This is a genomic window from Amycolatopsis sp. lyj-112 (genome assembly GCF_046549055.1).
In the GTDB taxonomy this organism is placed as follows: domain Bacteria; phylum Actinomycetota; class Actinomycetes; order Mycobacteriales; family Pseudonocardiaceae; genus Amycolatopsis.
In genome coordinates this window covers 101606-128212 of sequence record NZ_JAJPWS010000010.1, presented here as the reverse complement: position 1 = coordinate 128212, position 26607 = coordinate 101606, and the positions used below count along the sequence as shown (strand labels likewise).

Annotated in this window: 18 protein-coding genes; 9 read left to right on the top strand and 9 right to left on the bottom strand. The window is 65.5% G+C overall.

Features of this window, described 5'->3' with window-relative positions; genetic code table 11:
- The first annotated feature begins 37 nt into the window (after positions 1-37).
- From ACLJRL_RS28970 to ACLJRL_RS28960, 3 genes are all read left to right on the top strand, one after another.
- On the top strand, positions 38-442 hold the full coding sequence (locus tag ACLJRL_RS28970; RefSeq protein WP_410659476.1) for a hypothetical protein: 405 nt from the start codon (positions 38-40) through the stop codon (positions 440-442).
- Between the two features lie 263 nt (positions 443-705).
- Entirely contained in the window at positions 706-1293 is a 588-nt protein-coding gene (locus ACLJRL_RS28965) for a hypothetical protein (protein WP_410659475.1), read from the top strand.
- Between the two features lie 562 nt (positions 1294-1855).
- The gene (locus tag ACLJRL_RS28960; protein WP_410659474.1) at positions 1856-2926 is read left to right on the top strand and encodes a DUF4192 domain-containing protein; all 1071 of its coding nucleotides are present in this window, start codon (positions 1856-1858) and stop codon (positions 2924-2926) included.
- 560 nt (positions 2927-3486) lie between these two features.
- Here ACLJRL_RS28960 and ACLJRL_RS28955 read toward each other — a convergent pair.
- A complete protein-coding gene (locus tag ACLJRL_RS28955; RefSeq protein WP_410659473.1) occupies positions 3487-3870 on the bottom strand; it encodes a hypothetical protein in 384 nt (127 codons plus the stop codon).
- Between the two features lie 666 nt (positions 3871-4536).
- On the opposite strand from ACLJRL_RS28955, the gene ACLJRL_RS28950 reads away from it, so the two are divergent.
- From ACLJRL_RS28950 to ACLJRL_RS28940, 3 genes are all read left to right on the top strand, one after another.
- Positions 4537-5043, top strand: coding sequence for a single-stranded DNA-binding protein (locus tag ACLJRL_RS28950; protein ID WP_410659472.1), 507 nt, complete (start codon positions 4537-4539; stop codon positions 5041-5043).
- Positions 5044-5273: 230 nt separating this feature from the next.
- Positions 5274-5639, top strand: coding sequence for a hypothetical protein (locus ACLJRL_RS28945; RefSeq protein ID WP_410659471.1), 366 nt, complete (start codon positions 5274-5276; stop codon positions 5637-5639).
- Between the two features lie 111 nt (positions 5640-5750).
- Positions 5751-6209, top strand: coding sequence for a hypothetical protein (locus tag ACLJRL_RS28940; RefSeq protein ID WP_410659470.1), 459 nt, complete (start codon positions 5751-5753; stop codon positions 6207-6209).
- A gap of 65 nt (positions 6210-6274) precedes the next feature.
- On the opposite strand, the gene ACLJRL_RS28935 is transcribed toward ACLJRL_RS28940, so the two are convergent.
- Positions 6275-6958, bottom strand: coding sequence for a hypothetical protein (locus ACLJRL_RS28935; protein ID WP_410659469.1), 684 nt, complete (start codon positions 6956-6958; stop codon positions 6275-6277).
- Positions 6959-7771: 813 nt separating this feature from the next.
- Here ACLJRL_RS28935 and ACLJRL_RS28930 point away from each other — a divergent pair.
- The 3 genes from ACLJRL_RS28930 to mobF all read left to right on the top strand — a co-directional run bounded on the left by ACLJRL_RS28930 (position 7772) and on the right by mobF (position 14775).
- Positions 7772-9064, top strand: coding sequence for a hypothetical protein (locus ACLJRL_RS28930; RefSeq protein WP_410659468.1), 1293 nt, complete (start codon positions 7772-7774; stop codon positions 9062-9064).
- Between the two features lie 56 nt (positions 9065-9120).
- Positions 9121-9333 carry a hypothetical protein gene (locus tag ACLJRL_RS28925; protein WP_410659467.1) on the top strand — a complete coding sequence of 71 codons (213 nt, stop codon included), beginning with the start codon at positions 9121-9123 and terminating at the stop codon, positions 9331-9333.
- Between the two features lie 336 nt (positions 9334-9669).
- Complete coding sequence (mobF, locus tag ACLJRL_RS28920; protein WP_410659466.1) at positions 9670-14775, top strand: MobF family relaxase; 5106 nt, start codon at positions 9670-9672, stop codon at positions 14773-14775.
- A 503-nt stretch (positions 14776-15278) separates the two neighbouring features.
- Here the strand turns inward: mobF and ACLJRL_RS28915 are convergent.
- The 7 genes from ACLJRL_RS28915 to ACLJRL_RS28885 form a co-directional block, all read right to left on the bottom strand.
- Entirely contained in the window at positions 15279-15947 is a 669-nt protein-coding gene (locus ACLJRL_RS28915; protein WP_410659465.1) for a hypothetical protein, read from the bottom strand.
- Between the two features lie 149 nt (positions 15948-16096).
- Complete coding sequence (locus ACLJRL_RS28910; protein ID WP_410659464.1) at positions 16097-19699, bottom strand: hypothetical protein; 3603 nt, start codon at positions 19697-19699, stop codon at positions 16097-16099.
- Entirely contained in the window at positions 19638-21197 is a 1560-nt protein-coding gene (locus tag ACLJRL_RS28905; protein WP_410659463.1) for a caspase family protein, read from the bottom strand. Before ACLJRL_RS28905 ends, ACLJRL_RS28910 begins: the two co-directional genes overlap by 62 nt.
- Before the next feature lie 292 nt (positions 21198-21489).
- Positions 21490-22224, bottom strand: coding sequence for a hypothetical protein (locus ACLJRL_RS28900; RefSeq protein ID WP_410659462.1), 735 nt, complete (start codon positions 22222-22224; stop codon positions 21490-21492).
- 640 nt (positions 22225-22864) lie between these two features.
- A complete protein-coding gene (locus ACLJRL_RS28895) occupies positions 22865-23554 on the bottom strand; it encodes a hypothetical protein (RefSeq protein WP_410659461.1) in 690 nt (229 codons plus the stop codon).
- Positions 23551-25437: a type IV secretory system conjugative DNA transfer family protein gene (locus ACLJRL_RS28890; protein WP_410659460.1), complete on the bottom strand. Its 1887-nt coding sequence runs from the start codon at positions 25435-25437 to the stop codon at positions 23551-23553. Before ACLJRL_RS28890 ends, ACLJRL_RS28895 begins: the two co-directional genes overlap by 4 nt.
- 51 nt (positions 25438-25488) lie before the next feature.
- Complete coding sequence (locus ACLJRL_RS28885; protein WP_410659459.1) at positions 25489-26607, bottom strand: C40 family peptidase; 1119 nt, start codon at positions 26605-26607, stop codon at positions 25489-25491.

Genomic DNA, 26607 nt, shown 5'->3' with positions numbered 1-26607 from the left:
ACGACTGCACCAACCACACTCCCGGAGGACTCTCACGATGAACACCGAAATCCAGGAACTCCGCACCGCGCTCGCAGCCGAGCGTGAACGGCACATCGCCTACCGGACCAGCGTCCGCGATGAGATTCTCGAGCAGCACTTCAACGGCACCTGGTGCCTGCCCGGCACTCAAGATGCACTGGTAGACCTCGATCTGTCGCCCGTCGCGATGCACTACACCGGTGAGGCGACGATCACCGTCTCGATCAGCCAGGTGAAGGGCGCCACCAGCCGCGACGAGGCGTACGCCCGTGTCAAGGCGGCCCTGGACGCGGTCAACAACGACGCCGGGATCACGATGACCGTCCACAGTGTCAACGCCTCAGTGTATGAGGACAGGTACGACGACCGCCCCACAAACACCACTGCGACCGCGCGGCCGAACAGCGAAAGCCCGTTCTGAACCACGGCCACGCCGGGCCCGGACCTCATGTCCGGGCCCGGCCCGTGCTCCTCACCTGCGACCAGCATTCGCCGGTCACACAGGTTAGGCAGAAAGCGCGAACTGTGCCCACCCCACGTGTCGACAGTCGTGAGACGCGTCTCGCCAGGCCCGATACCTGCCACCCAACAGCTGGTCGTCGTGCCTCGGCAGAGCCCTACGCGTGAATTCCCAGCGCGCAGCATCCTTCGCGCTGGCTGGTGCCGTAATCGAGAGGAAGTCTTATGAATCAAGGCAAACCACGGAAGCCGTTCAGGATCCTGCGCACGGCTGACGGCGCGAAAGCAGCCATTTCCTATGCGAGTCGCAACGCACGCGACAAGGCGGCCGAACGTTACGCGGCGCAAGACGGCACGATCATCGCGCTGGAGTTCTGGGACGAGAAGAACCGGCACGACCACCTCAACGAAGGCTGGGCGTGCGAAGGACTCGTTCACCCTCCCGGCAGCCCGACACACGATAACCGAGACACGGTCCGAACGACGTACCGCGCGACAACACCCCCTGCGGGACCGGACGTGATGACCTTGAAGCCCGGCTCCAGCCTCGGCGACCTGATCGTCGTCACAGTAGCGGCCGCCGACGAGCACAACGTCTACACCTGCCGAGACTGCTCACAAGCCTTCAACGTCGGACAAGTCGCCGTCATCGCACGATACAAAGACGACGACGTCCTGCACGGCTTCCACCCCGGTTGCGCGAAGGCGTACCGCGAAGGCCACACACCTCTTGTCGTGACCGTTCACGCGGACGGTACGGCGTCCGTGACCGGCCCGCCGACCACCACCATCACCGTCGTGACGGAACTCTGAGACACAGCCGCGCCAAACTCCCCCGGCGCGGTCGCGGCGTTACCCTCCAACGGTTTCTCACGCTCCGGGCATGGCGCGCGTCGGCAAGCCCGGCCCGCCCACTCTCACGCGAGGACTCCCATGCTCGCCAGCAGAACCGAATCCACATCATCGGAAACAGAGTCCGACCCATTCGATCGTGCCGTCGCACTCATCCGTCGCGAACTGCGCGGAGTCCCCATCACCACGGCCCCGCGACCGGACAACGTATTCCGCATGCCACGAAGAGAACCGGACGATGGCTCAACCCCCGCCGCCAGTCGCCTCGGCTGAACTCCGGACAACGGGTTCTGGCATCGCTTCCTGACCGGAGCGGAACTCACGTCCCGTGGAAGTTCGTGACATCCAACTACCACCCAGCGCGCTCTGGGCATGCTGCTACGCCCGTACGGCCTGTCCGCTCTGCCGTGGTCACGACCGAATCACCATGACAGGTCCGGTGCGCTACGCCGCAGAGGTCCGCCGAGCACATTCGCCCACTGTTCTCCTCACCCGCTTTCTTCCTTCGTGAAAGGTGATTGCCATGCTTCATGCCCGCCTGTCCACCGGTGAGCTGCTTGCCGCGATCCCGGCGATTCTCGGCTTCCGCCCCGCGGATTCCGTCGTATTTCTCGCCTTCACTGATCAGCCTGACGGGACACGCCGTCTCCACGTCGCCGGCCGGGCGGACCTGGCTGACGTTGTGCACGGACCTCCCGACCACCTCGCCACGTGCCTGGCTCCGATGGTCGGTGATCAGCTGCTCGCTTCCCTGGTCTGTGTCGTCGTCCACAAGCGACAGGGAACCGATCTTCCCTACCGCGACGAACTAGCGCTCGTCGCCGACAGCTTCCTCAAGCACGGCGTCCGCGACGTCGAACTGTTGTTCCTCCCCAGCTTCGACACCGGCGTCACCTGGTCCTGCTACCTCGACCGCGGCCACACCGGGACCTTGCCCGATGTCGCCGCATCCGCTGTCACAGCCGTCGTCGTCGCTTCAGGCAACAGGATCTACAGCAGCCGCGCCGAGTTCACAGAACAGTTCACACCCGCACCTGAGCAGGACCTGGCCGCGGTAGCACGACTGGTGCCACCCCACGTTCACGCCGCCGAACTCGAAGACCTCACCGACGACCGGACAGCGCTGAGCCGTCGACTCGCCCGCCTCGAGAACGCCATCACCGCCGCCGAGGCCGGCGACCTCCCCCACGACCACGCGACCATCGCTGACCTGGTCGCCGCGTTCACGTCGCTGCGGATCCGCGACTCCGTCCTTGTCCACGACAGCCAGCAACGAGCCCGGGCAGCCGAGGAACTGTGCCTACACCTGTGGCGGCACGCACCACGGCACTGCGGCATCGTGCTCGCCGGGACGATCGCGACCATGGCCTACCTGCGCGGCGATCGCGTCGCCGCCGGTCTCATCGCCGAGACGTCACCGAACCCCGACACCCTGACAGAGCTGATCATGGCCGCCGTCGCCAACGCCCTCCACCCAGACAAGGTCCGTGACATCCTGCGCCGGCAATCCCGTATGACCCGCGCCGAGCTGACAGCGCCGCTCGGCCCTCGCAGTACTCCCCCAGCCGTTCCGGCCAGCGACCAAGGCGACTGACCCCGACGACGTTCCTTCGGTTAAGGCAAGAAGCGCACCGGGCAGCCGGTCTGCCTGATCGGGAACTCCGGCAACGGCAAGTCCCGCCTGCTCATCGGGTCGGCACCGCGCCGCGGAGACCGGGCTTCAAGATCCGATACGTTCCCGCCGCGCTGGTCAACGAACTCGTCGAAGTCGCCGACGATATACACCTGTCCAGACCATCGCCCGCTTCGGCCGCGTCGATCTCCTTTGCCAGGATGAACTCGGCTATTGGGAGCGACCACGCGGGCACGGTACACAGACCGCCGAAGCCGGCGCCGGTCGCCAGTTGCCGCGGCTGTCGCGGTCCAGATCGCTGATCATGAGTCTCCCGGTGCCCCAGCCGGGTCGCCCACGCTGGTCCAGGCCACCCGACGGCCGTCGGGTGGCACCGCCCGCAGTGCGCGTACGTCACAGTCAACGAGTTCAGCAGAATCGTTGCCTTGTTTCGTGTACAGCGCCGCGCGTTCCCGGCACGAACGTGGACCCCGGCAAGACGGGATCCACGTTCATGCGTGTGCGCAACTACCCTTCAACGGTCAGGAAAAACGCTTCACCGCGTAGGTGTTCTTGTTCAAGTTGGGCTGCGAGGTCGAACAGTTCGGCTGGCTGAACGGACCGGCGACGATGGCCCACCCAGAGGGCGGCGCGAACTGGGTCGTCGCGCACATGGTGAGCTGCGTGCCAACCGGCACGCTGGACCCATCGACGAGGACCATGGTGTTAAGAAAGATCGAATTGCCGCAGGCCGCGCTGTAGAAGTGGGCGGTGTCGATCCAGCCGGCCGGGATTCCCAGCCAGCTGCACTGGTTGATCTGCGTCTGGGTGGTGCCCGGTGTGGCGGCCTGTGCCGGTGCAGTGGCCAACGCCAGTCCGACGACCGTGCTGGCCACCGCCAGACCCGTCGTGGTGAAACGTGACATGTGGGTTCCCCTGTCTCCCTCGCTCGATCAACCCTGCTGAGTGATCGACTACTCGTTCGACGCTACCTGGATGCCAGTTTTTCCTGACGCTGCAAAGGAAATCTCCAGACGATCTAACCGTTTGGTGAGGGCACTTCGGCCCAGTGCCGAGGGCATTTCAACCCTGTCGAGCCGCCGCGGACGGTGCCACGTCATTGTGCAGCTGGATCACGCCACCCGCGGTACTCGCGTGATCCCCAATCGGCGGGAACGTCCGGGCGATCAGGCAGCCCTGAAGCACAGGCGGTCGTGAGCTCAGCCGGTTAAGACGTACGTACGGGAAAGACTGGGTTTCCAGGGAGGTCTCTGGGTTCGGGGTATGCCCGATGGGCATACCCCGAACCCAGAGACCACTCGCACGCGGCCAGGCAGGTGTTCTCCTGGTTGCGGATGTGTGGTCCGCACAAAGTCAAGCGCACCCCGGCCGGGGGAATTGTCCCCGAGGTTCCGGCCCGATTCGCCTGGATGAACCGGCCCTCACCATCCGCTCGCCCGACGCCAGTCGGGTGCAGGCCGGTACACACCAGACGAATGAGCCGATCCGGGGACATCGCCTGACGGCGACCCCCAGCCACGGAGCGCTAGAGCTGCGCGCGATCCACCCACCTCAACAACCAGGAGCACACCATGGCTGGAGAAACCGTCATCACCGTCATCGGCAACCTCACCTCCGATCCGGAGCTGCGCTTCACGCACTCCGGGAAAGCGGTCGCGAACTTCACGGTCGCGTCCACGCCGCGAACCTTCAACCGCAGCACCGGTGAATGGGAGGACGGCGAGGCCTTGTTCCTGCGCTGCAACATCTGGCAGCAGGCTGCGGAGAACCTCGTCGAATCCCTCACGCGAGGCGCCCGTGTCGTGGTGCAGGGCAAGCTGAAGCAGCGCACGTTCGATACCCAGGACGGCGAGAAGCGCACCGTCGTGGAACTCGACGTCGACGAGATCGGTCCGTCCCTCCGGTACGCGACCGCGAAGGTCACCAAGACCTCGAAGACGAACCAGCGTCAGCCGGCCTCCGTTCCGGCGGGAGCGGCGTCTGCCCCCGCGGCGCAGTCCGCGGAGGAGCTGTGGGGCCCGGCGCCCGAGCGGGACCTCGTCGGCGCCGGTGCCGGAGCGGGCGAGCCGCCCTTCTAAAGCCGGGTCACTGCGCCGGTGCCGGAGCGGGCGAGCCGCCCTTCTAAAGCCGGGTCACTGCGCCGGTGCCGGAGCGGGCGAGCCGCCCTTCTAAAGCCGGGTCACTGCCTCGGCCGGTACTTCCCCACCGGCCGGGCAGAAACCCACCGAGAGGCCGGTGGGCCAGCCGTTCCGGCCGGCCCACCGGCCTCTTCTCGTGCAGTCCATCTTCCGCTTCCCCGGAGACCGGCGTGTCCGACGCACACCTCATCCAGGCAGCCCTACGCACCCACCTCGGATCACATACCGGACTGGAACACCGCGCCGCCGATCCCCTCGCCCGCATCGTCGCCGCCCGCTGCTACCTCGGCGCCGACGGCGAGTCGTATTCGTTCGTCTCCACAGGGGCGATCCCGGACGAACCACAGCGGCTGTGGCGCCAGCTCGAACCGGAGCCCGAGCACACCATCCCCACCGAGCGGCTGGCGCTCGGCTACCTCGCCACCTACCTTCTGCGTCACGCCGGGCGAGGCCCCGTGCCGGCCTGGGGCACCCTCTGGCTTCGTGGCGGCGAATACCCCGTCGTCTCTGGACGGCTACCCGAGGGCGAGACCTAGACATGTGGATCCGCGATGCGTAAACCGCCGCCCAGAACACTGCGGTCACCGCGGCGGAAACCGGCCAGAAAATCACCCTCTAGCGTGCTCGCGGTCCTCTACGCTCGAATCATGAGCACCCGCTACGGCATCACCTTCACCGGCCTCATCCTGGCCAGCGGCGCCGGCGTGTTCTGCGGCTCGGTGCCGGTCGGTTATCTCGCCATGCTCGCCACCGTGTTCACCGACCCGTCACCGCTCGCGGCCCTGCCTGGCGCGCTCGTCATCGGGGCGCTCGCCGGAGTCGTCGTCGCCTACGGGACCCGCAAGACGCTCCGCCCCAAGATGCCACAGCGATACAAGCGGTTCGTCCTCGCCGGGCTCATCGCCATGCCGGGCTACTTCTTCCTCGGGCAGATCGACAACCTCGCTGCCAGCGACGCGCCAGCACAGTGGGCGATCTGCTTCATCCTCGGCTGTGGAATCACCGGAGGGGTCGTCTACTACCGGTGGCGCAAGCGACTCTCCGTCGAGTCGCACGCTCGCCGCGCCGCCGAGTATCGGGCACGCCAGCAGTCCGCCACCTCCTGACCGTCGACAGGGTGGTGGGCGGCACCCTCCGGTGCCACCCACCACCCTTCACCTGCCCGGCCTAGTCACTCCAGCGTGCTTGTGCCTCGGTCGTCCTGGTCGCTGGTCCCCCGGCCGCCTTCTGCGCTCACGTCGTTCAGGTCCGGCGGGTCGGTGGTCATCGTTCGCTCGCCGGGCTCGTCGTGTGCCTGCGGCGCACGAGTTTCCGGAGCACGAGAGCCCAGCCCGTCGCCCACCCTCGCGCAAGTCGGCGGGACCGCCGGCGTCTCGGCCGACGACGCCGCCACCGCATCGCTGTCGAGGCCCTCCCGCGTCAGTGCGGTCACGTCCTTGGGCGACAACCCCAGCAAGGTCGCCGTCTCACTGACACCGACATCGGCCTCGCGGATCCGCAGCACCGACGCGGCCATCACGCGCCGCCAGTCCGCGATCTCCATCTCCACGTCGGCGCGGACCTCTTCCGCATGCCGGTCACATTCCGCCGCTTTCGCCGCCTTCACGCCGTCAAGCTCGGCGAGCTTGCGCTCCAACTGCTCCCGCAGCGCCGCGACGCGCTCGTCGCGCTTGCGCTTGAGTGTCTCGATCGCCGTCTCCGCTTCCGCGAACGGGCCTAGTGCCTCGTCCACGCGGCGTTCGTTCTCCCGCGCCCGCTCCAGCTGCGCCACTCGCCGCTGCCGCGCGGTCTCCAAGCGCTCCAGCGTCGCCGTCGACCGCCTCCGCCGTCGCGCCGTCGTCTTCTTCTCGTCCATGCCGATCCTCCCCGCTGGGGAGGGCTGCGGTCATGCCATCGAGGCTACCGTAACGACTCCACCACCCGGGCGCGACGACCACAGCCGACGGCCACGCTCCGGCTCAGGATGATGTGAAGGGACGCGGGTGCCGCCGCGACAGTCCCGAAGGACTACCTCCGCCGAAGCGGCGGCCGACAAAAATCGCGGCGACCCCACTAACGCGCCGCCGATGGGACAGGTCGCCCTACGGCGCGCTCCCTCCAGGATACTGACCGCATGAGACGCCACGCGTCCGGACACTCCCGCTAGCCGACGAGTGAATGTCTTGTCCGCTGACGGTGGACACCTTGTCCACGTGACCTCCCCTCCGCGGGTGGTGGGTGGCCCCGGCATTGTGCCGGTCGCTGCCCCAAATACAAGGGCACCCCAAGATCTTTTTTCGACCGAAAAGCGTGCCCGAAAAAACATCTTGAGGCCCCACCCTTGCATTCGGGTCCCCTTGCTCCCTAGGACAGGCATGAAGGGGCAGGCCGAGGGCCTGCCCCAGGTTGCGCCGGGGCCACCCACCACCCACTCAGCAGCCGGTCACCTCTACACCCAGCCGAGGCAGCACGCAGCCATACGACTAGCGACGCCTCAGTCACACAAAATGGACCCAAGGAAATAAATGTTTCCCCGATCAGAAATACGCCCTTAAATTGGCGGAGAAAGAAGTCTGAACACACCCATTTCAGCTTGTGACCTGCTGAAACACTAACTAATATTGACCTTGCAAGGCGCCCGGGACGACAAACCCGGGCAATTCGAAAAGACAGGTAAGGAACTCTTATCATGACTTCGATCATTCATCACAATCAGCGCGTGAGCATGGAGAAGATCGTGGGAGCGCTGGAATCCACACCCCCGCGCATCCGCACCGCTTTGACCGAGCTCCGGCACGTCTTCACCAACGGCACCGAGCAGCCGCCCGCGATCCTCACGGCATGCGCCGCACTCCTCAAGACCGACAGGCCCGTCACACCCGACATCCTCGGCGCCGTACGCACCGCACACGCCGCATGGGACAGCTACGGCGAACTCGAACGCAAGCTGTACAACCGGTGCGTGTTCTCGACCGAGTCCCGCCACGACATCGTGGCAACCGAGCCGAACGACATCACCGTCATGCTTCACGCGACCCCGCCTCGTATCAAGGACGCGGCGAACGCGTTGCGATGGCTCAACGCCGCCACCCAAGACGAGCACCGCCACGCCTACATCGCGTGCGAAAGCCTGCTCAGCAACCCGAGCGCGGACCACCCTGCCATCGTTGAAGCCATCCAGACCGGCTACAAACTCTGGCCGAGCCTCAATGACCAGAACCGCGCGCTGTTCATGGCGTGCGTGTACGCCAGCAAAGAACGCGCACGCATCGCCCGCGCCCGCACCGAGAAGCGACAGAAACACATCGAGGCCGAGACTCCCGACGAGTCTCACCGGTGCGGGAGTTGTGACGGGAACCTTGCCAGCACACCCGATCTCCCCTACTGCTCCGACGCGTGCCGCCGGGAAGCCGAGGCCGCACAGCGACCCGCCCCGCAGGTGCGCACCGCCACAGCAGCGCGTCCCACCGCAGACAAGCGCGCACAGGAAAGGTTCGCCGTCGGCGAACTCGAACAGCAATTCGACGAGCATTACCGGGCGATCGTGCGCGCGATCCCGAGCGCGGGTGTGGTCCGCAAGGACGAACGCGCAGTAGACGCCTACGAACGCGAGCGTATGCGCCAGCTTGACCACGACGACACACGCGACGCCGTCAGCGACCTGACCGGATTCTGGGTGTCCGACCAGGATCACGAGCGCCTGGCACTCCGCGCCATCATCACCGACGCGTTGTGTGCAGCCTGCAATATCGAACGCACACCGGCCGAATACCGCGACCCCGACGACGACGGCCGATGCGCGGAATGCCTCGACCGCGACCGGGTCCCGTTGGACGTCATCCGGCGAGAAATCGCGCTTGCCGCCCAGCGCCCGAACCCCGCGCACGCCATTGTGGACACCCTCTATGGGCTTGACGCGGTGGACGTCTTGCGCAACCTCCAAGCGAGCCCGCACGCCGTGCCAGCACTCGCCGCCGCCTGAATCCGCACGGCCGGGCACCCGCACGGGTGCCCGGCCCCTTTCCAGGAGCCGCCACCGTGCGCACGCTTGATGACCTACTCGGCGAGATTGACCAGCGCCTCACCGAAGCCGACATGATCCCGACCGACGCGCCCGCGCCGGTCGCCGCCTACCTCCGCGAACTGCTGACACGACACGGGCAATGGGCCACCAGCGCGCAAGGCACCGTGTCCGACGTGGTCACCGCCGACACCATCCGACGCGAAATCGCCTACCTCACTCAGCAATAGCACGTCACGCCAGCCAAAGCGGCCGCCGGTCACCCGACCGACGGCCGCTTTTTGCGCGTGCATGGGGCCGCCCGATGGGCGCCCCATGCACGCGAGTGTGTCGCGCGATCGCGCGACACACGTGGCTCACCCACCCGCCACCACGCACCTACCAACCCACCCGGCCCCGCACGCCACACCCGCCCCACACCGCCACCCCACCGCGCCCACGCCACCCACACCCCCACCGCCCCCACCTCACCCGTTCCCGGACCCACCCCCGCACACAGCACGTCTTGCAGATGATCTGAACCGGGTGGGCGGCGCCTGTTTTTCGGCGTAGGGTGGAGGTCAGTGATGGGCTTACGCAAGCTGAGCCCTGGTGGTCATGAGTACCTCACGAACTCGGTCGCGTGCGCTGATCGCGACCGGGAGCTCGAACCCGGCGAGCTGTTGAGTGACTACTACCTCTCCCGTGGTTACCCGGCAGGCCAATGGTTCGGCGCCGGAGCAGTCGCGTTAGGACTCTCCGGCGAGGTCACTGCTGCGCACATGAACGCGCTCTTCGGTGAAGGCCGGCACCCGCACGCGGACGCCATCGAGGCCGAGAAGATCGCCGACGGCGCCACGGCTGAGGAGGCTCTGCGAGCGACACGCCTTGGGCGCAGGTTTCCGCAGTACTCCGGCCTGGACCACATGCGGAGCCAGGTCTCCCAGGCGTACAAGGACTACAACCGCGAGAACAACCGCCCGATCGGCGCACCGATCCCAGCCGGGAAGCGCTCTGAGCTACGTCACGGTGTTCAGGTCGAGGCCTTCCAGGAGGCCAACAAGGGCAGAGGCCCCGACGATGAGAAGGAGCTCCAAAAGTGGTTGGCGGAGCAGAAGCGCGGTCTGAAGTCAGCTGTGTCCGGGTTCGAGATGGTGTTCGCGCCGGACAAGTCCGTGTCTATCGCGTGGGCCATGGCCAATCCGCTTGAGCGTGACTTGATCGCCGGTATGGTGCGCCAGGCCGCCAGGGACACCTTGTCTTATGTGGAGCGAAACGTCGCTTTCACGCGCCGGGGCACCATGGGCGAGGCACAGGTTGAGGTCAACGGGATCACCGCCGCACTCTTTGAACACTGGGATTCGCGCGCTGCCGACCCACACCTGCACATCCATGCGCTGATCTCGTCCAAGGTGCAACGCGGTGATGACGGCGAATGGACCGCGTTGGACGGGCGGACCGTCATGGCCGCGACTGTCACTGCCAGCGAGTACTTCGACAACCGCTTGCGTGATCTGTTTCGCGAGCAGGGCGCGTCGTGGACGCAGCGGGGCGCCGAAGGCGTCGACGTAAAACGACCGGTGTGGCAACTCGCCGGCGTGCCGGTCGATCTGGTGAGAGCGTTCTCCCAGCGTCACCGTCAGTTCGAAGCAGCCCGCGCGAAGCGGATCGTCGAGTTCACCGAGTCCCACGGTCGCGAGCCCACACCGAAGGAGATCTTCGCGATCGACCGGGCAGCGCAGTACGACAACCGCCCGGGCAAGCAGCCACCGAGGACGCTGCCCGAGCACATCCGGGTGTGGCGGGAACACGCCGAAACCGTCGTCTCCTCCCTCCTGCTCGAGGTGCTTGGCCGCCGGGTGCTCCTGACCGGCTTGAAGGAGCACGACCCGGTTGACGTGGCTGCGCTGGCCCGCGAGACCCGCGCGGTGGTCTCCGACAACTACGCGCACTTCTCCTGGTGGAACCTCGCTGCCGAAGCGCACCGGCAGTCCGCGCACCTGGCTATGCCGTCGGACAAACGCGAGCAGGTCGTCGACGACGTGGTCGACGCGGTTCTCGCCGAGCCGGACACACTTGCGCTGGCCGGGCCGGTCGCGGTCGCTGAACCGGCGTCACTGCGCCGCCGTGACGGAGAGTCGGTGTTCGTGGAACACCGCTCGACCCGTTACACGACCACCGCCACGCTCGCCGCTGAAAGTGATTTGGTCGCGTGGGCTCGCCGCGGCGGCGGGCACCGGCTGCGGGCCGACACCGTCGACAAGGCGTTGGCGGGCAAGGGACTCAATGCCGGGCAGACACGGATGGTGCAGCAGTTCGCGCGTTCAGGCCGGCGCCTGCAGCTCGCTCTCGCACCCGCGGGGGCGGGCAAGACCACAGCGATGAAGGTGCTGGCGACCGCGTGGCGGCGCACCGGACACCGTGTCTACGCCTTCGGGCCGTCCGCGCGAGCGGCGCAGGAACTGGGTGCCGCGATCGGCGCTGGGCCGCACACGCTGCACCAGCTGACCACGACACAGCGCCTCGGATTCGCCCATCGCGCGTTCCCGATCAGGGCCGGGGACCTGGTCATCATCGATGAGGCCGCCATGGCCGGTACCCACACGCTGCACGCGGTCGTCACGTACGCGCTTCGCAGGGGTGCCGACGTCCGGCTCATCGGTGACGACGCGCAGCTCGCCGCGGTCGAAGCCGGGGGCGCGATCCGGCTCATCGCCCACGACGTCGGCGCCTTGCGCTTCCACGAGATCGTGCGTTTCCAAGGCCCTGACCGCCTCGATCAGGCCGCCGCATCGCTGCGGATCCGCAACGCGGATCCAGGAGGCCTGAAGTACTACTTCGAGAACCGTCGCGTCGCCGAAGGGTCGCTGGAGACCATGCGGGACGCCGCGCACTCCAGCTGGCGAGATGATCTGGACCGCGGAGTGCAGTCGCTGCTGATCGTGCCAACGAACGAGGACACCGTCGCACTCAATCTCGAAGCACGCGACGTGAGGCTCCGCCGGGGCGACCTCACCCGCGGCCGGGAAGTGTCGTTGCACGACACGACAACAGCCGGTGTCGGAGACTGGGTCGTCACCCGCCACAACCAACGGCTGCTATCGCTGTTCGGAGGAAAGGATTTCGTCAAGAACGGTGACGTCTGGACGGTCAAGTCCATTCACCGCGACGGCCGGATCACCGTGCAGCACCGCGCGCACAAGGGCACGATCACTCTCCCCGCCGGCTACGTCCAAGCCCACGTCGAGCTCGCCTACGCCAGCACAGTCAACCGCGTGCAAGGCATGACCTCGACCGGTAACGCACATCTGCTCGTTCCGCCCTCTATGACCCGGGAACAGTTCTACCCAGGCGTCACCCGCGCGATGCTGAAGAACTTCCTGTACGTGATCACCCACCACCATGTCATCGATCAGCATCAGGAAACCCCCGAACCGCAATCCCCGGAGGCTGTGCTCACCGGCGTGCTCAAGCACTCCGGCGCCGAGATCTCAGCCACCGAAACTCTGCGCGACGAGCAAAATGAAGCCGTTTCGATGGGCACGCTGGTCCTGCGCTACAACTACACCGCCGGCTACCGCGACGACGACCGCTACCGTGCCGTGCTCTCGCGCCGCGCACCCTCCACAGTGGATTTGGACAGCGAACCAGCCTTGATCCAGACCCTGCGCAATGCTCACGACCTCGGCTGGCAACCCGACCACCTGGTCGCCGCCACGCTTGGACGCAGCAGTTTAGGCAAAGCGGACGACGCCGGCGCGGTGCTGCAGAAGCGCATCGCCACCTACGTCGAGAACAACGCGCCGCCCGCCCCGACCGCGCCGCCACAGAGAGCCGACGTCACCCGATGGCGCGGCATCGTCGACGCGATCGCCCCGCACACCGCCGTGGAGGATCCGCAATGGAGCCGGGTGTGGCAGCGCGCAGCCGGCGCACTGGCCGTCGGATTCGACGTCGACGCCGCGCTGACAGTCGTCGCGCACCAGCTCGCGGCCCGACCGGACGTTCCCGACCCGATGCCCGACGACCGCTACGCCGACGCCGCACTCGCCGCGGAGATCGACCGCCGAAGCGACCGCGGTGAGGCTCACGAACGGGCAGTCCCGTGGCTTGCCCGTCCTGACTTCGCCCACGTCCGCCATCATCCCGGCCATGCCCAATACCTGCACGACCTGAACACCGCGATCGCCTCCCGCGTCGAGAACCTCCGCGCCGCAACCATACGAACACCACCACAATGGACCGCGCAGCTCGGCCCACGACCGGACAACCCGATCGACGCCGAAGGCTGGGACGACCTCGTCGGCCTCACCGCCGCCTACCGCGAAACGTTCCACATCACCGACAACGACCCCGCACTGCCGCTCGGCGAGGCCCCCGGAAGCCACGGCGCGCGAGCACAAGCGTGGCACACCCTCAGCGCCCGCTGGGACAGCCGAGGGCGGCCGCCCACAACGACCGGCCCGGCGGATACGGACACCGAGCCCGAAGAACTCGACCTGGACGACGTGTTCGCCGAGTTCGAATCGGTCGAAACCCACTACCTCACCGAGCCGCTGAACGTGCTCGTCCGAAAGTACGACCTGCACGCTCGCGACGGTGACGAAGACCGCTACCTCGACATTCTCGCCCGCTACGTGCCCAATGCGATCAACGCCGGCGCTGAACCAGCCGCGCTTGGCGCGCTCTCCCGTGCCCAGGACCAGGGCTGGCAGGCCGAACGGCTCGTGCGCAAACTAGTCGACCCGACCGGTTTCAGCTGGGCAGCCGATCCGGCAGCCGTGCTCGCCAAACGCGTATCGACCTATACGAGCGAGCAGGAACCACCCGCCCGGATCGGTATCCCCACCAACGTTCAGATCGAACGCTGGTCCGGCATAGTCACCCAGCACCTGCCCGACGCGCCCGTGACCGATCAGCAGTGGAGCATCGTGTGGCGGCACGCAGCCGGCGGGGCGGCATCAGGGCTCGACGCAGACACCGCACTCGCCGACACCGTCGCGCGTCTCGCCGCGGACACCACTGGCGACAACGAGGGCGACTATCGCCGGATCGGCGAAGCACTCGTCGCCACGCTCGCCCACCGCCATCGTGACGGCGACGGGCAACAACCAGCGCTGCCCTGGCAAGCCCAACCAGATTTCGGGCACACAGTCGACTACCGAGGCGCTCTCGACCGCCTCGACGCGCTGAACGCCGAGATCGCCGCCCGGACCGATCAACTTCGCGACCAAATCGTCCGCGAACCACCCCGATGGGCCGCCCTTCTCCGTACACGCCCCGAAGAACCCGATCAAGGAGAACGCTGGGATCAGACCGCCACCCTGGCCGCGGCGTATCGTGAAACCTACGGAATCACCACCACCGACTCCGCCCCCCCACTCGGTGCCCAACCAGCCGGGAACAGCCCCAAAGCCCAAGCATGGCAACAAATCACAACCCAGTGGAGGCAACTCATGACAACCCCCGAACCCGAAGACATCGAATCCGACGCCATGCTCACCCTCGAATCCCGTCGTGATACCCGCGACGCACTCACCGACGAATTCCGCAGCAATGTCGCAGAAAAGACCGCGACACTGCGCGAGGACGACGACGCCCGAGACGCGACACAACGCGACGAAGCCGAAGAGGAACTCGACGATCTGCACAACGGTCGGAGCAACGACCTGCACGACGGGATAGGCTACTGATCCACAACAGCTTTGCAGGTCGGTCGTTCCCGTAGATCCAAGACATAGAGCGCGGCCAAATCTACTGCGCCTCAGGCCCTCCGGAAAAAGACGCGCGAGACATCGCAGCCGTGTGCCTCAGTTGTAAAACCACCACGTCGCCAGTCCTGGGGCCACCGACAGTTGGTGATTCACCGAGAGAACGTTCCGAATCCACCTTGTTTAACGATCATGGCAACGGCTGTCGAACGTCCACTATTGCCGAATTGAGAATGTTTGGCCATGGCGAGCAGCGTCGTCATCGTCGCGGTCAGATCAACCTACTCTGCCATCCATTACTAATATCAAACGCGCATAAAGCAAGGCCAACTCCTCGAATTTCACCGATAATAGAGTACGCAATTCGTCTCCAATAGACATTTCGGATCCAGTAACTATAGAGCTCACGGCCAGGCGTCATTTTGAGTCAAGCACGGTATCATATAAGGCAGCGCAAGCAACGCGTTCTATCGACGATTCTAGACTTAGGAGACTTTACTAGGATCGAGTCCGCGTCGAATGGCGCCTCCGGTCTCCCGAGCAGTCAGGTAGGGCCGCACGTCGTGCGCTTTCGCGCCATTATGAATGGAAATGTCCGCCACCATCGCACCGAACGGTGATTGAAGCTTCTTGACCAGTGCGACGATGTCGTTCTGGTCGGAGATGTTCGTCCAGGTGTCAACGTTTGGCCAGCGGCCCGGCTCAGGTTCCAACCGATCGAAGACCAGGTTCGGAATCCCCAATGGCGAGCCCAGGGTGACGAAGGTGGTTACCGGCAGGTCCGGCTCAGCGCATAGTGCCTCGTATGCAACGACCGACCCAAGCGAGTGGCCTACCAGCACCCGCGTTTCGGCCGTCACTGAGTCCAACACCCGTTGCCGTATCCGGTCGCGTACGCGCGGTTCGGTGAAGTATATCCTCAGTTGTTTCAAGCTCCCGATCAGAATTCGCTCCGACAGCCCACTGAAGAACTCGACCCGACTGAGCGCATAGAGGGCCCGCTGAACCCACGATGGCGTACGCCCTCTGTGCACCAATTCGCCTTCGGCAACCTCCTCCCACCAGAGCGCTAACATTGCCTGCTCGAACTCGTCAATGACGTCATAAGCGTCATAGTCCGGCGTCGCGATTGAACGCCCCGCTGGCCGGAACATGTCTCCGTAGTACGCGACTGATATCTCGGCCGCGCTCAGCTGCCCCCCTGCTAGCACTACCCCGTCACACAACGCTGGCGCGCATTCAGCTTTGAGCGATTGTGACCCTTTGTACTGCTGGGCAACTCCGTGCACCAAGACCACCCTACTCATACCCCGTCTCCGAACCGCAACGCAACAACCCCCATTGCCGTGGCGACGCACAAGTAGCCGTCGGAATGGATCGCGAGATCGTTCGGGGCGGTATGCAGTTGGATCTCGGCGACGGTCTCTCGTGAGAACCCATTCCAGAGACGGATGGTGCCATTGGCGGCACTGATAGCGAGAATCGGCTTGTTCTGCACCGTCCCGAAGGCCAGCGCGGTTACCCAGTCCGACATTTCGGGTATCGGCACGTCCATGTGATCTCCGGTGCGTGGATCCCAACCGCGAACGACGCCGTCGTCATCTCCGGTGAACGCGATCGACTGACCGTCGAGTTTGCCGAACGTGACCGCGTTGACGTCGCCTCCGTGACCGATTAGAGGTGCGCATGCAAGCTCCATAGTCCGTGCGTTCCAGAGCCTTGCGGTCGTGTCTCGGCTACCAGTGAGCACCATGGGGACGTCGCCGCACTCGGCGGTGGCGACCGCGCAGATTTCACCGGTGTGGCCCGCGAGTTCGGCTAGGTGCACCTTCGACGCCAGCTCCCAAATGTGGGCTTCGGCGTTCGTTGTAGTGACCACCAACTGACGACCGTCACACCGTGACAGCGCCAGCAGACTCTCCGCGCCTCCTTCCGAGTGTGTCCAGCGGGACCGCTCACGGTAGGTCGTCAGGTCCCAGATGCGAGCTACGGAACGGTCGGCGGTGATGGCAACCAGCCCATCGACGTCTGTCACCACACAGCCCGACACCATGTTCCAATGGCCGTTAAGCAGCGGCCCGACCTGCTGACCAGAGACGAGGTCACGAATCCGGACACGGCCGTCACTGCACCCACAAACGATCACCTTTTGTCCGCTTACGGTGCCGAAGGACAGCGAGCGCACGCCGATGTCGGCTCCACAGAGTGGCTCACCAATCTGCTGGAACGTCTCTAGGGACCATAGCCGGACCTCGTTGCTCCCCAGCGTCACCGCGACAGCACCCTCGGTTAGCACACCGATGGCCATGGCAGGATTGATGTACTCGTCCCTGGTTAATGGCACGCCCAGTTCAGCGCCGTTTTGCAGGTCCCAGATCCGCACGGTCAGGTCGTCGTAACTTGACGTCAGGGCTACCGGAACTCCGGCTCGATCGCCGATGACCGCCGCCTCGATGGGGCCGGTATGAGCGACAAGCGGGTCCCCGATTGTCGAACCGGCAATGAGGTCCCACCTGAGCAGGCTGTTGTCATTCGCTTGAGTAATGGCAACCGTTCTGCGATCCGCATATCCGATTGCAAGCACGCGCTGTCGGTGGAACACCGAAGAATCGAGATCTAGCTTCTTTCGCGTTCGAAAGTCCCAGCCGGTGATATGACTCCACGACGCTACTACCACGATCGGTCTACCGTCTACCTCAGATAAGATCATATGCTGGACGTCGGCATTATGACCCAATAGAGGCTCACCGAGCGTGGCACCTGTTGTCGGATTCCACAGCCGGACCGTGCCATCTCTGCTGCCGGTCACCAGCACGGCAGCACCGTCGACGTTGCCGAGTAACAATGCCGTTATCGGTCCAGTGTGATCGCGAAGCGCTGGCCCAACCTGTCGTCTCGTCAGAAGATCCCAGATGTGCACCACGGCGTCCTCGCCACCCGTAACGACAACGGGTCGACCGTCATTAGTGCCAAGCGCCGCTGCGGTTACCGGGGTGCGGTGTCCACTCAGAGGAGAGCCGTCCTGAACTCCGCGCTCAAGGTCCCACACAATGGCTGTGGTGTCTTCACTGCCGGTCACTGCAAGTGATCGGCCGTCGACCCTGCTGATGGCTACACTTACGATTTCATCGGTATGGCCGGCCAATGGCTGGTCCGCATTCAGATCCCAGATCCGGCCGGTGCGGTCGGTTCCACCCGTTATTGCAACCGGGGTCCGATCCACGGTGCCGAAAGCGACGGCTCGAATCACTCCGATATGCCCCACCAGCGGCTGGCCGATCAGTCGTCGCGTGTCCAGATTCCATACTTTCGCGTCGGTCTGTCCGCAACTCACCGCAACCGGAACCCCGTTCAACTCCCCAGCTGCCAGTGCCTGCACTCCCTGTTGGTGAGCGACAATAGGTTCCCCAATCTGCTGGCGTGTGCGCAGGTCCCAGAGGCCAATGGTCTGATCCTTGCTCCCGGTGACCACAGTTCTTCCGATGCTTGCCAGTGCGGAGACTGCTGCCGTATGTCCGATAAGGGGCTCGCCGAGCTGTTCTTGGGTTACGACATCCCACACGTGGACCCGCTTGTCGTCCCCGCCGGACAGGACAACCATTGCCCCGTCCAGTTCAGCCAGAGCTACCGCATTCACAGCGCTACGATGCTTCACGAAAGGAATACCTTGTTGTACTCCAGCCGACGGATCGGAAAGATCCCACACCCGCGCCGTACCGTCTCGGCTCCCACTGACCGCGATCGTCTTCCCCGCCACGACGCCGACCGCGACAGAGGTGATTGAGTTCGTGTGACCCTCCAGAGGTTGGCCGAGCATTTTCCCAGTTGACAGGTCCCACGCCGCCAATCGTCCATCGTCACCACCGGTCACCAAAACGACGTAGTCGGCTATTTCGCGTATTGCCAACGCTGTGACGGCATCACTTCCTGGCTCGAGCGGTTCGCCAAGCGGACGGCGCGTCATCAGGTCCCACATTCGCGCCGTGCCGTCAGCTCCGCCCGTAACCGCAACCGCACGTCCGTCCATGGACCCAGTCGACACCGCGCGGATCGCAGACTCATGACCGACGAGTTGTCGATGCGCGCCGGTTAGGGACCACCAAGCCCACTCAGCTCGCCAGGGCATGGACACGTCGATCCGATCGGCCAGGTGATCGGCACGACATCGGCGAGCAGACAGCTGAAGGTACGCGGCACGTTCAGCCAGCGGAACCGACTCTACGAGCTGGTGCGCCGCCTGCTCGTATGCGCTGCGCACTGCGACAACGGACTCGCTAACGGCCTTCGCGAAAGCCTTCAGCAAGGCCAACTGTTCCGCGACAAGGAGGAAGCCGGGCTGCTCGACAAGTTCGTCGAGGCGTCCTGCGGCGGCAGCATGGGTGGACAGGTGGGCACGGAGGTAACGGTGTGCGGCGAACCAGTCTGGCGCACCGCCCGATCTCGCGGGGATAGTCGGGAGGACGGCATCGACGATGCGGCGTTGGGCTTCGGCGATGTCCGAGTGATAGTTGGCGCGCAGGTGTTCGGCGAGGGATTGGTGGTAGAGGCGGTAGACCGAGTGGCCGTTGTCGGTCACCTCGGCGACATAGTCTCCCGCCTCGTCAAGGAGCCAGTCGACGTCCTCCTCACGGAAGTCCCGGTTGGCCAGGCGAGCGGCGATGTTCAGCCAAAGCACACCCCTTGGTAGACCTTGGCCTTCAGCGAAAGCGAGCGGCGTGAGCAGCGAGCGGACTCGGCTGCGATGCGATCCATAACGATCGAGGTAGGCCTCAAAGGCCTGGTCGATTTCGCTGGGCAGTGCGTCCTGCCAGCCAAGCACGGTCACGTCGACTGGTGCATCAGCCTTACGCAGCCCTCGCGCGGTCATACGGGCGACGAGAAAGACGCCGGAGGCACGGTCGGACAACTGCTTCGCCTACCTGTCGGGCGAGCTCGGGACGCCCACGATACGGGCTTCGTACATCGGGCTCATTCTCGGCGAGTAGCACCTTGGTGACGTAGCCGGCGATGTCCTCGTCGCCGAGATAACGCGGTTCGTCGAGGTCCAGCACGACCATGTCGGCGCCGAGACTGCTCACGAGCTCACGCCGGGTACCGACCAGAAGCCGCACGCCAGAGATCTCGGACAAAGGACGCAATAACTCGCGGGCGATCCGGCGAGGCTCATGCTTGCCGCCGCTCTCTGCACCCGCCCCGGCCTCGTCGAGTGCGTCAACGACGATCACTATGGACCCGTGCTCAGCCGCATGTTGGTTGATCTGCCGAAGCAGTTGACCTGGGCTGTCTGCGGCCATGCTCAGGTCCGTGGCAATCCGCTCGACGATTTCGGGGAGGAGTTTGTGTCGGGCGTGCACCCAAACGGCCACTAGACGTGGCATCACCTCCGCTGCGGCCGGATGTTTTTCCTTCAGTAAGTCCTGCCGATATGTCGGATCGGACATTGCCACGATTCGCCCCAGCACGGCCGACTTTCCGCACCCGGGCTTACCGGTCACTGCGCGGCCACGGTCGTCGTCGGCACCAGTGAGCCAGGCGACCAGCTCGCTCATCACGCGCTCACGCCCGCTGAAATAGAGTCCCGGCTCGGAGTCGAACTCGACCCCACGGGCACGCGGGCCGAAATGGTCGTGTAGTTCACCTCTGGCCAACCGACGCTGTAGCGTGAGGTCAGTATCTCCGCTGGGTAGGTCGGGGTTGTAGGCCTCGTTGTCCAAGAACGGTGCTACGCCGGTGACCACGCCAGCAGCAAGCTCGGCCCGCTGTCGCAACTGGCGCTGCTCGAACCGGCGATTGACCGTCTCGACGAGATAGCCGAGATCGAGGTAACGTTGCCGCTGACCGGTGCGGGCCCGGGCATCCGCGAGCCCCTGCTCGAAGCAGTCGACAAACGCACCGTCTTCGGCCTCGTCCCGGGATCGCGCTGAAGAAAGCACCCATACACCGCTTGAGCTGCCAGTGTGGTCGAACCGGCGGGCGAGCGTGCGCAACACGAGCTGGACGCCGTCTGCCGCCCCAACTCCGCCGTAGCAGGTGTCGAGGACCACCAATAAGTTCCGCAGTCCGGTGCGGGTGAGAATTCGGACCAGGTCTTCGGTCGGCAACGCAGTCGCGTCCGGGTCATCCTCGCGGCTCGACCAACACATCAGGTAGTGCCGGTCGCGCTCCTGAACGAGGCCGTGACCAGCGTAGTAAAAGACGACGGTGTCGTCGCCACCGAGTTCGACGTCCTTCGACCAGTCACTTAGTTTCGTGCGTACATGCTCAACTGCCGAATATTCACCAAGCCCTGGCAGTGCTTGTAGGTATCCGGACGGCGTCAGCAAAGCAGCAATTCGCATGGCATCCATCGACGCTCGCCGCAGCTGACCGTCTGCGGGCAAATGCTGGTACTTGTCGACGGCCATGGTCACAAAAAATCGGCGTGCCGACCGCTGCCGCACCCGCCACCTCCTAGACGTTCTCGCGCAGACAAGCACCGAAGACTACGGCAAGTAGAGCACGGCTCGAGGCGAAGCATCCAGTGTGACTGCTTGCCGCCGTCGAGGATCTGGCCAAGGTGATCGGGCGAGAACACGTTCCGACTGTGGGCGCTAGCAGGAGCATCCGTCGCCCAACATCAACATCTGCATGATGGATGGATTCGCGCAAAGGAACTGACACACTCTCATGCCGCAGCGCAAGCCGCTGACAACGCGCTCAACGATCCGATAGCTCTGAGTCGGGAGGCACGGGATCCAGCGTCTCGGGCCACGACTGTGGCGCGGGGCCGAACGCGCGTCGGGCGGCTCGGACTGCCAGGGCTGCGACCGTGGCGTTGGCGCCACCGCCGATCACCGCGCCGATGCCGAACGGAGTCACCCGGCCGAGCACGATGATGCCCTGTTTGGTGCCGTACTTGGTGATGAAGTTCTTGCCCAGGACACTGTTGATCTGGCGCAGCGTCGCCGTGGGCACCTTGCTGACGAGCTGGCGGGCCCAGTGCTGACCGGTGCGCTCGGCGACCTTACCGACAATGGTCGTGGAGCCTGACTGGCCGAGCAGGATCCCCATCACCAGCGTCCGCCGGCGTTCGATCTCGTCCAGCTGAACACCGTGGACCTCAGCGACCGAGAGCACGAACAGAGTGCTCAGCTCGAGCGAAGAGAAGGCCTCGCCCGCCGACAACGCCAGGGCGACCCCGGTACCGACGGCAGGCGCGGCTGCGGTGGCCCCGACCGCGGCCCCTGTGCCCGCCAGGGCACTGACGTACATCCGCTCCAGGGTGCGCACGACCTCCGACGGTGTCGCATCCGGGTTGCGCTGACGGGCCCGGGCGATGTTCTTGCGCACCAGCGGTGTCTGCAAGCCGATAGCCTTGTCCAGCAGCTTAAGGACCGGCTGCCCCGGCCCGCTCGACGTCGGCACCGGTCGTTCAAGGGCATCAGAGGCCACAGCGAGCTCCTTCGCGTCGTCAAGTTGTCGCCCAGCCTCGCACCCGCGCGGCAAGAGCCCATCGATCACCCACGCCCGCCGCTTCACGCTGCTGGGCCAGATCTTTACCGGATCCTGAGGGGTATGCAATGGTGTCCCGCGTGAAACGCGGATACTTCACGCGGGCCAACGGTTCGTCCAGTCGCGACAGGCCTTCTGCGCGAAAGCGCCGTGCAGCTTGAAACCGCTATAAGGGAATCGCTGACCGCGTCACTGCACTCACCACAGATCGGGCACCAACCCATGGCGATGAAGCAACTCACGCTCATGCCGCTTATCGGTCGTTTGGGGACGCGGCTTTCAACAATCGACAGTGCAACAACCTGCTGTACGCCTGTGCTGCTGTCGCGGTCCTATGACTGGCAACGTGATGGTCTAACAACGGTGGCAAGCGACAACATTGCGACACGAAAGCTCAAAACCCCAGAAGAATTCACGCAATCGCGGACCTCCACAGCATCGAAGCATGACCGTGCTAGTTTAGCTCGCTATCGCGTGGCCGGAAGCTCATCCCAGACAGTGTCAACCGGGTCTTCCTGAAGTCTGCGCACTCTGGCGATTGCTCCGGAGGGGTGTTGTCCACTGTGGGAGCGTGGGCTGCTCAGTCGACAGCGCGAGCGTGTTCGGCCGCGCTCGTACCGTCCTTGCCGACACGCTGTGTTGTAGCCCCTTCACCAGTTCGCGCGGAGTTGTCGGCGGTTGAGTTCTCCTCCTGGCTCACGGCGAAGCGATCGAGCAGCGGTGCCGCTCCCACGCTTTTGTGACCGTCGTTGAGGCAGTGCGGGTGGACCCATTCGGCGGCAAGGCGTTCGGCGAACCCGATCCGCCAGCGGTCGTGCCAGTACTGCGCGTCGCGGGGGTTGGCGTTCTTGCCGATATGGGCGGCGCGCCAGGTGTAGGTCAGGGTCGCGAGTTCGGCGATCAGGGCGGGGTGTTCAAGCCAGCAGTCCGGAATGGGAATCGCACGGGTGCCGGGCTTACCGACGTAGACGGCGTTGTAGTAGTGGACGAAGTAGCCGATCGTGAACAGCGATGACTCGCCGCGATGTTCTTTGTCCTCGGCCGCTGGGGGCGGCGGAAACGTCAGCCAGGAAGCCAGCTTTCCCTTGTCTCCCTGGTCGTCTTCCAGCGCGGCGATCTTCTTCTGGAGTAGCTCGATGACCGCTTGCTGGGCCGGGACCTGGCTCCACAGTGTCTCGATCATGCCGTCGAGTTCGGCGCGCGACCGCGGCGCGCCGTGGTCGTCGCGGTTTGGCCGCGGAGTGGCGATGTCCTCGTCGTCGTCGTTCATCGCGGTGTCACGAATTTGGTATTGGCCTGTGCCCTGTCTACAGGCAGGGCAGATCGGTTGTAGCCGTCGCTGGTGATCGCCAGGGTGTTGCCGCCCCGGATCGCGGCCACGTCGGCTTGGAGCTGGCTCCAATCTGGGCGTTGCTCGACGTCGGTGGTGCGGCCGAGGATCGGCAGCAGGTTGCCGTGCAGGATCAGCACGCGTCCGCGGTCGAGGGTGCGGATGTCGCCGGCACGGTAGGTTGGCACGGTTTCGGTGCCGGTCGCGGACCGTCCGGTTCCGAGCAGGCCGTCGCTGTGGTGCTGGTAGGTGCGCCGACGGTGCTGTCCTGACAGAGTGGAGAGCCATTCCAGGGTTTTGTCGTCTTTCAACCCTGGGAAGACCGTCAAGGTCAGGGTGTTGTCGATGAGCTGGAGGCGGCCCGGCTCGCCGTAGAGTCCGTCGAGCTGGGACCGGGATTGTGCGGACCAGTGAATCAACACGCCGCGCCCGGCGGAGTCGGCGATCAGTGCGGGGAGCCTGGGTACGGGGGTTCCGGCGAAGAGTTCGTCGAGGATCGCGGTGACCGGCGGCTCCATGCGTCGCCGCGGTTGCCTCAGTGCGGTGTCCTGCGCGGTGGTCAGGATCTGCTCGGTCAGCGCGGTCAGCACCGGACGGGCCTGGGGCGCCTGGTGCTCGCCTGCGATGACGAACAGGCTGCCGTGGCGGGCGAGGAAGTCGTCGATGTCGAGTTCCTCGCCCGGCCCGGGGGTGGCGAAATGCCGGATCGCGGGGTTCATGAACGGCTCGATCGCCCTGCGCACGGACATCCACACCGCGTCGGAGGTTTCGGCGACCATGCCGATCTCGCTGCGTAGGTTGAACGCCAGCTCCGGGTGAGTCGCGCGCAGAAGGTCGACCGGTTCCTGGTCGGGCGGCTTGGTGATCGACCAGGCCACGAGGTCGGCGACCGTGCGGTGGTGCAACGCGGCGGCGAGCAGATAGGCCTGCATCACGATGGTGGCGCGGCCGCGGAACACCTTGTCGTTGCCGCCGACCTCCTCCAGACCGAGCGCGGACGCCTCGATCAAGGTTTCCGCACGGCGCAGCGCGACCGCGGGGTCGGCACAGCCCGTCACTGGGGACCAGCGTGCTTTCGCCGGCCATGACACGGTCCCGGTGGCGTCGATCAGCCACACCGGGCCGGCGTCCGGGCGGCGAGTACGTGCCAGCAGGCCCCATTCGGCCAGGTCGTCTTTGGTCGTCGAGGCGAGCAGGGCACCGGGGGCTGCGAGCACCTTGTGCACCAGGTCCGTGCGCGACTTGCCTGATCGTGTCGGCGCGATGGTGCCGGTGGGGGTCTCGAGTGATGTCACCAGCCGCTGTTTGGCGGGGCCGAGGTGCAGCGGCACCGCCACTTGCTCGACGGGTGCGGAACGCCGCTGGGATTTGCTGAGATCCGACCGCGTCCAGACCGCGGTTTTCCGCGCGGCCTGGATCGACAGGGTGCGGCGGAGATCTCGGCGGGAGGCGTGGCCGGGCTCGGTAGGCCCGAGCAGGCGCCATGCCGGTACAGCCGCTGCTAGGACCAGCGCGGTCGTCCCCACGATCCCGAGCGCGACCACGAGCCAGAACAACAGAGGTTGGCCGAGTAAGCCGGTGTGCCAGGGTTCGGTGAGGCTTTCTCCGGGTGCGCCGGGGTGCAGCAGAATCCGGACCGCGAACGCGGGCCAGTCACCAGGGTCGGGCCAGCTCCACCGTCCGGTATGGATTCCCGTGGTGATCACGGCGCCGGCGGTGAGGACCGATGTAAGCGCGCAGAGCGCCGCTATGGCGGCGGCGAGCAGTGCCATCAGCGCGACGTCGCGGTCCAGGGTGAGTGTGTCGGTGCGTTTGCGGGGCATGGCATGCCCCTCCCTCCCACAGTTGGGGAGGTAGCACCGTCAGCGTCTGAGTCACGTCCACGGACTCCCTCCCGGTGGCGGGGAGGGCATGCTGGGGTCGGCGACGCGGCGGATCATCACGATCTTGCCGGTCCAGGCAGAGAGTGGTTCGAGGATGACGCCGGTGCGGGAGTCGTACGCGTTCACGATCAGTCCGTGCCCGGCGTACATGCCGACGTGGCGGGGGTTGGCCGGGGTGCCGAGGGATCCGGGGATGAACAACAGGTCGCCGGGTTGGACTTGGCTGATTCCTGGGACGGCGCGCCCGGCATGGACTTGGCTGACGGTTCCGGCTGGGATCGCGACTCCGGCGGCAGCCCACGCGGCCAGCATGAGGCCGGAGCAGTCGAACCCGTTGGGGCCTTTCCCGCCCCATATATAGGGCTTCCCGAGCTGGGCCAGCGCGTAGGCCACTGCAGCTCGTTGTCGTGGCTCGCTCGGAAGCTGGAATTCCGCGGGGAGTGTGGTGCGATCGACGGTTTTGGGGCTGATCGGGATGTTCGAGCCACCGTCGTCACCGCAACCGGCGGGCACCGTGGGTGTCTCAGCGGATTGGTCTGCTGGCGTCGCGGGTGGTGGGGTGTCGTTCCAGACGGCGTCGGCGATCCTCGCTGCCTCGGGTTCGCGCGGGGCGTATCGCTCGGGGAAACCAGATCGCTGCACCAGTTGCTGAGCTTGCCCCGGCGGCAAGGTGGCCCAGTGGGGGATCGAGACCAGCCGGTCGAGGAACGCGCCTGTGGCGTAGACGGGGTTGAGGATTTGCGCGGGCGTTCCCCAGCCCTGGGACGGTCGTTGCTGGAAGACGCCGAGGGAGTCGCGGTCGCCGTAGGTCAGATTGGCCAGCTTGGATTCGACGAGACCGGTGGAGATGGCCAGGACTGCGGCGCGGCGCGGCAAGCCGCGCTGCCGGACGATGGTGACGATGGTCCGGGCGATCTCCAGCTGTTCGGCCGACGGTGCGGGAGTCGGGTCTTTCACGATCCGGCCGATCCCGGTCTCGGGTGGTTCGCAGATCCGGGGTGGAGTCGCCACGGCTACCAGAACGAGCCCGACTACGGTGATCGGGGCGAGGACCTGCAGGACGACCGCGGATATCGCGGTGGCGAGAACGCTGGTGCGCGAGAAGTCCAT

Bases quoted from the DNA above. Each gene is read 5' to 3' on its own strand.
- ACLJRL_RS28955 (WP_410659473.1), bottom strand. From the start codon at position 3,870: ATGTCACGTTTCACCACGACGGGTCTGGCGGTGGCCAGCACGGTCGTC.
- ACLJRL_RS28965 (WP_410659475.1), top strand. From the start codon at position 706: ATGAATCAAGGCAAACCACGGAAGCCGTTCAGGATCCTGCGCACGGCT.
- ACLJRL_RS28895 (WP_410659461.1), bottom strand. From the start codon at position 23,554: ATGAACGACGACGACGAGGACATCGCCACTCCGCGGCCAAACCGCGAC.
- mobF (WP_410659466.1), top strand. From the start codon at position 9,670: ATGGGCTTACGCAAGCTGAGCCCTGGTGGTCATGAGTACCTCACGAAC.
- ACLJRL_RS28885 (WP_410659459.1), bottom strand. From the start codon at position 26,607: ATGGACTTCTCGCGCACCAGCGTTCTCGCCACCGCGATATCCGCGGTC.
- ACLJRL_RS28970 (WP_410659476.1), top strand. From the start codon at position 38: ATGAACACCGAAATCCAGGAACTCCGCACCGCGCTCGCAGCCGAGCGT.
- ACLJRL_RS28935 (WP_410659469.1), bottom strand. From the start codon at position 6,958: ATGGACGAGAAGAAGACGACGGCGCGACGGCGGAGGCGGTCGACGGCG.
- ACLJRL_RS28930 (WP_410659468.1), top strand. From the start codon at position 7,772: ATGACTTCGATCATTCATCACAATCAGCGCGTGAGCATGGAGAAGATC.
- ACLJRL_RS28960 (WP_410659474.1), top strand. From the start codon at position 1,856: ATGCTTCATGCCCGCCTGTCCACCGGTGAGCTGCTTGCCGCGATCCCG.
- ACLJRL_RS28890 (WP_410659460.1), bottom strand. From the start codon at position 25,437: ATGCCCCGCAAACGCACCGACACACTCACCCTGGACCGCGACGTCGCG.
- ACLJRL_RS28915 (WP_410659465.1), bottom strand. From the start codon at position 15,947: ATGTTCCGGCCAGCGGGGCGTTCAATCGCGACGCCGGACTATGACGCT.
- ACLJRL_RS28905 (WP_410659463.1), bottom strand. From the start codon at position 21,197: ATGGCCGTCGACAAGTACCAGCATTTGCCCGCAGACGGTCAGCTGCGG.
- ACLJRL_RS28950 (WP_410659472.1), top strand. From the start codon at position 4,537: ATGGCTGGAGAAACCGTCATCACCGTCATCGGCAACCTCACCTCCGAT.
- ACLJRL_RS28940 (WP_410659470.1), top strand. From the start codon at position 5,751: ATGAGCACCCGCTACGGCATCACCTTCACCGGCCTCATCCTGGCCAGC.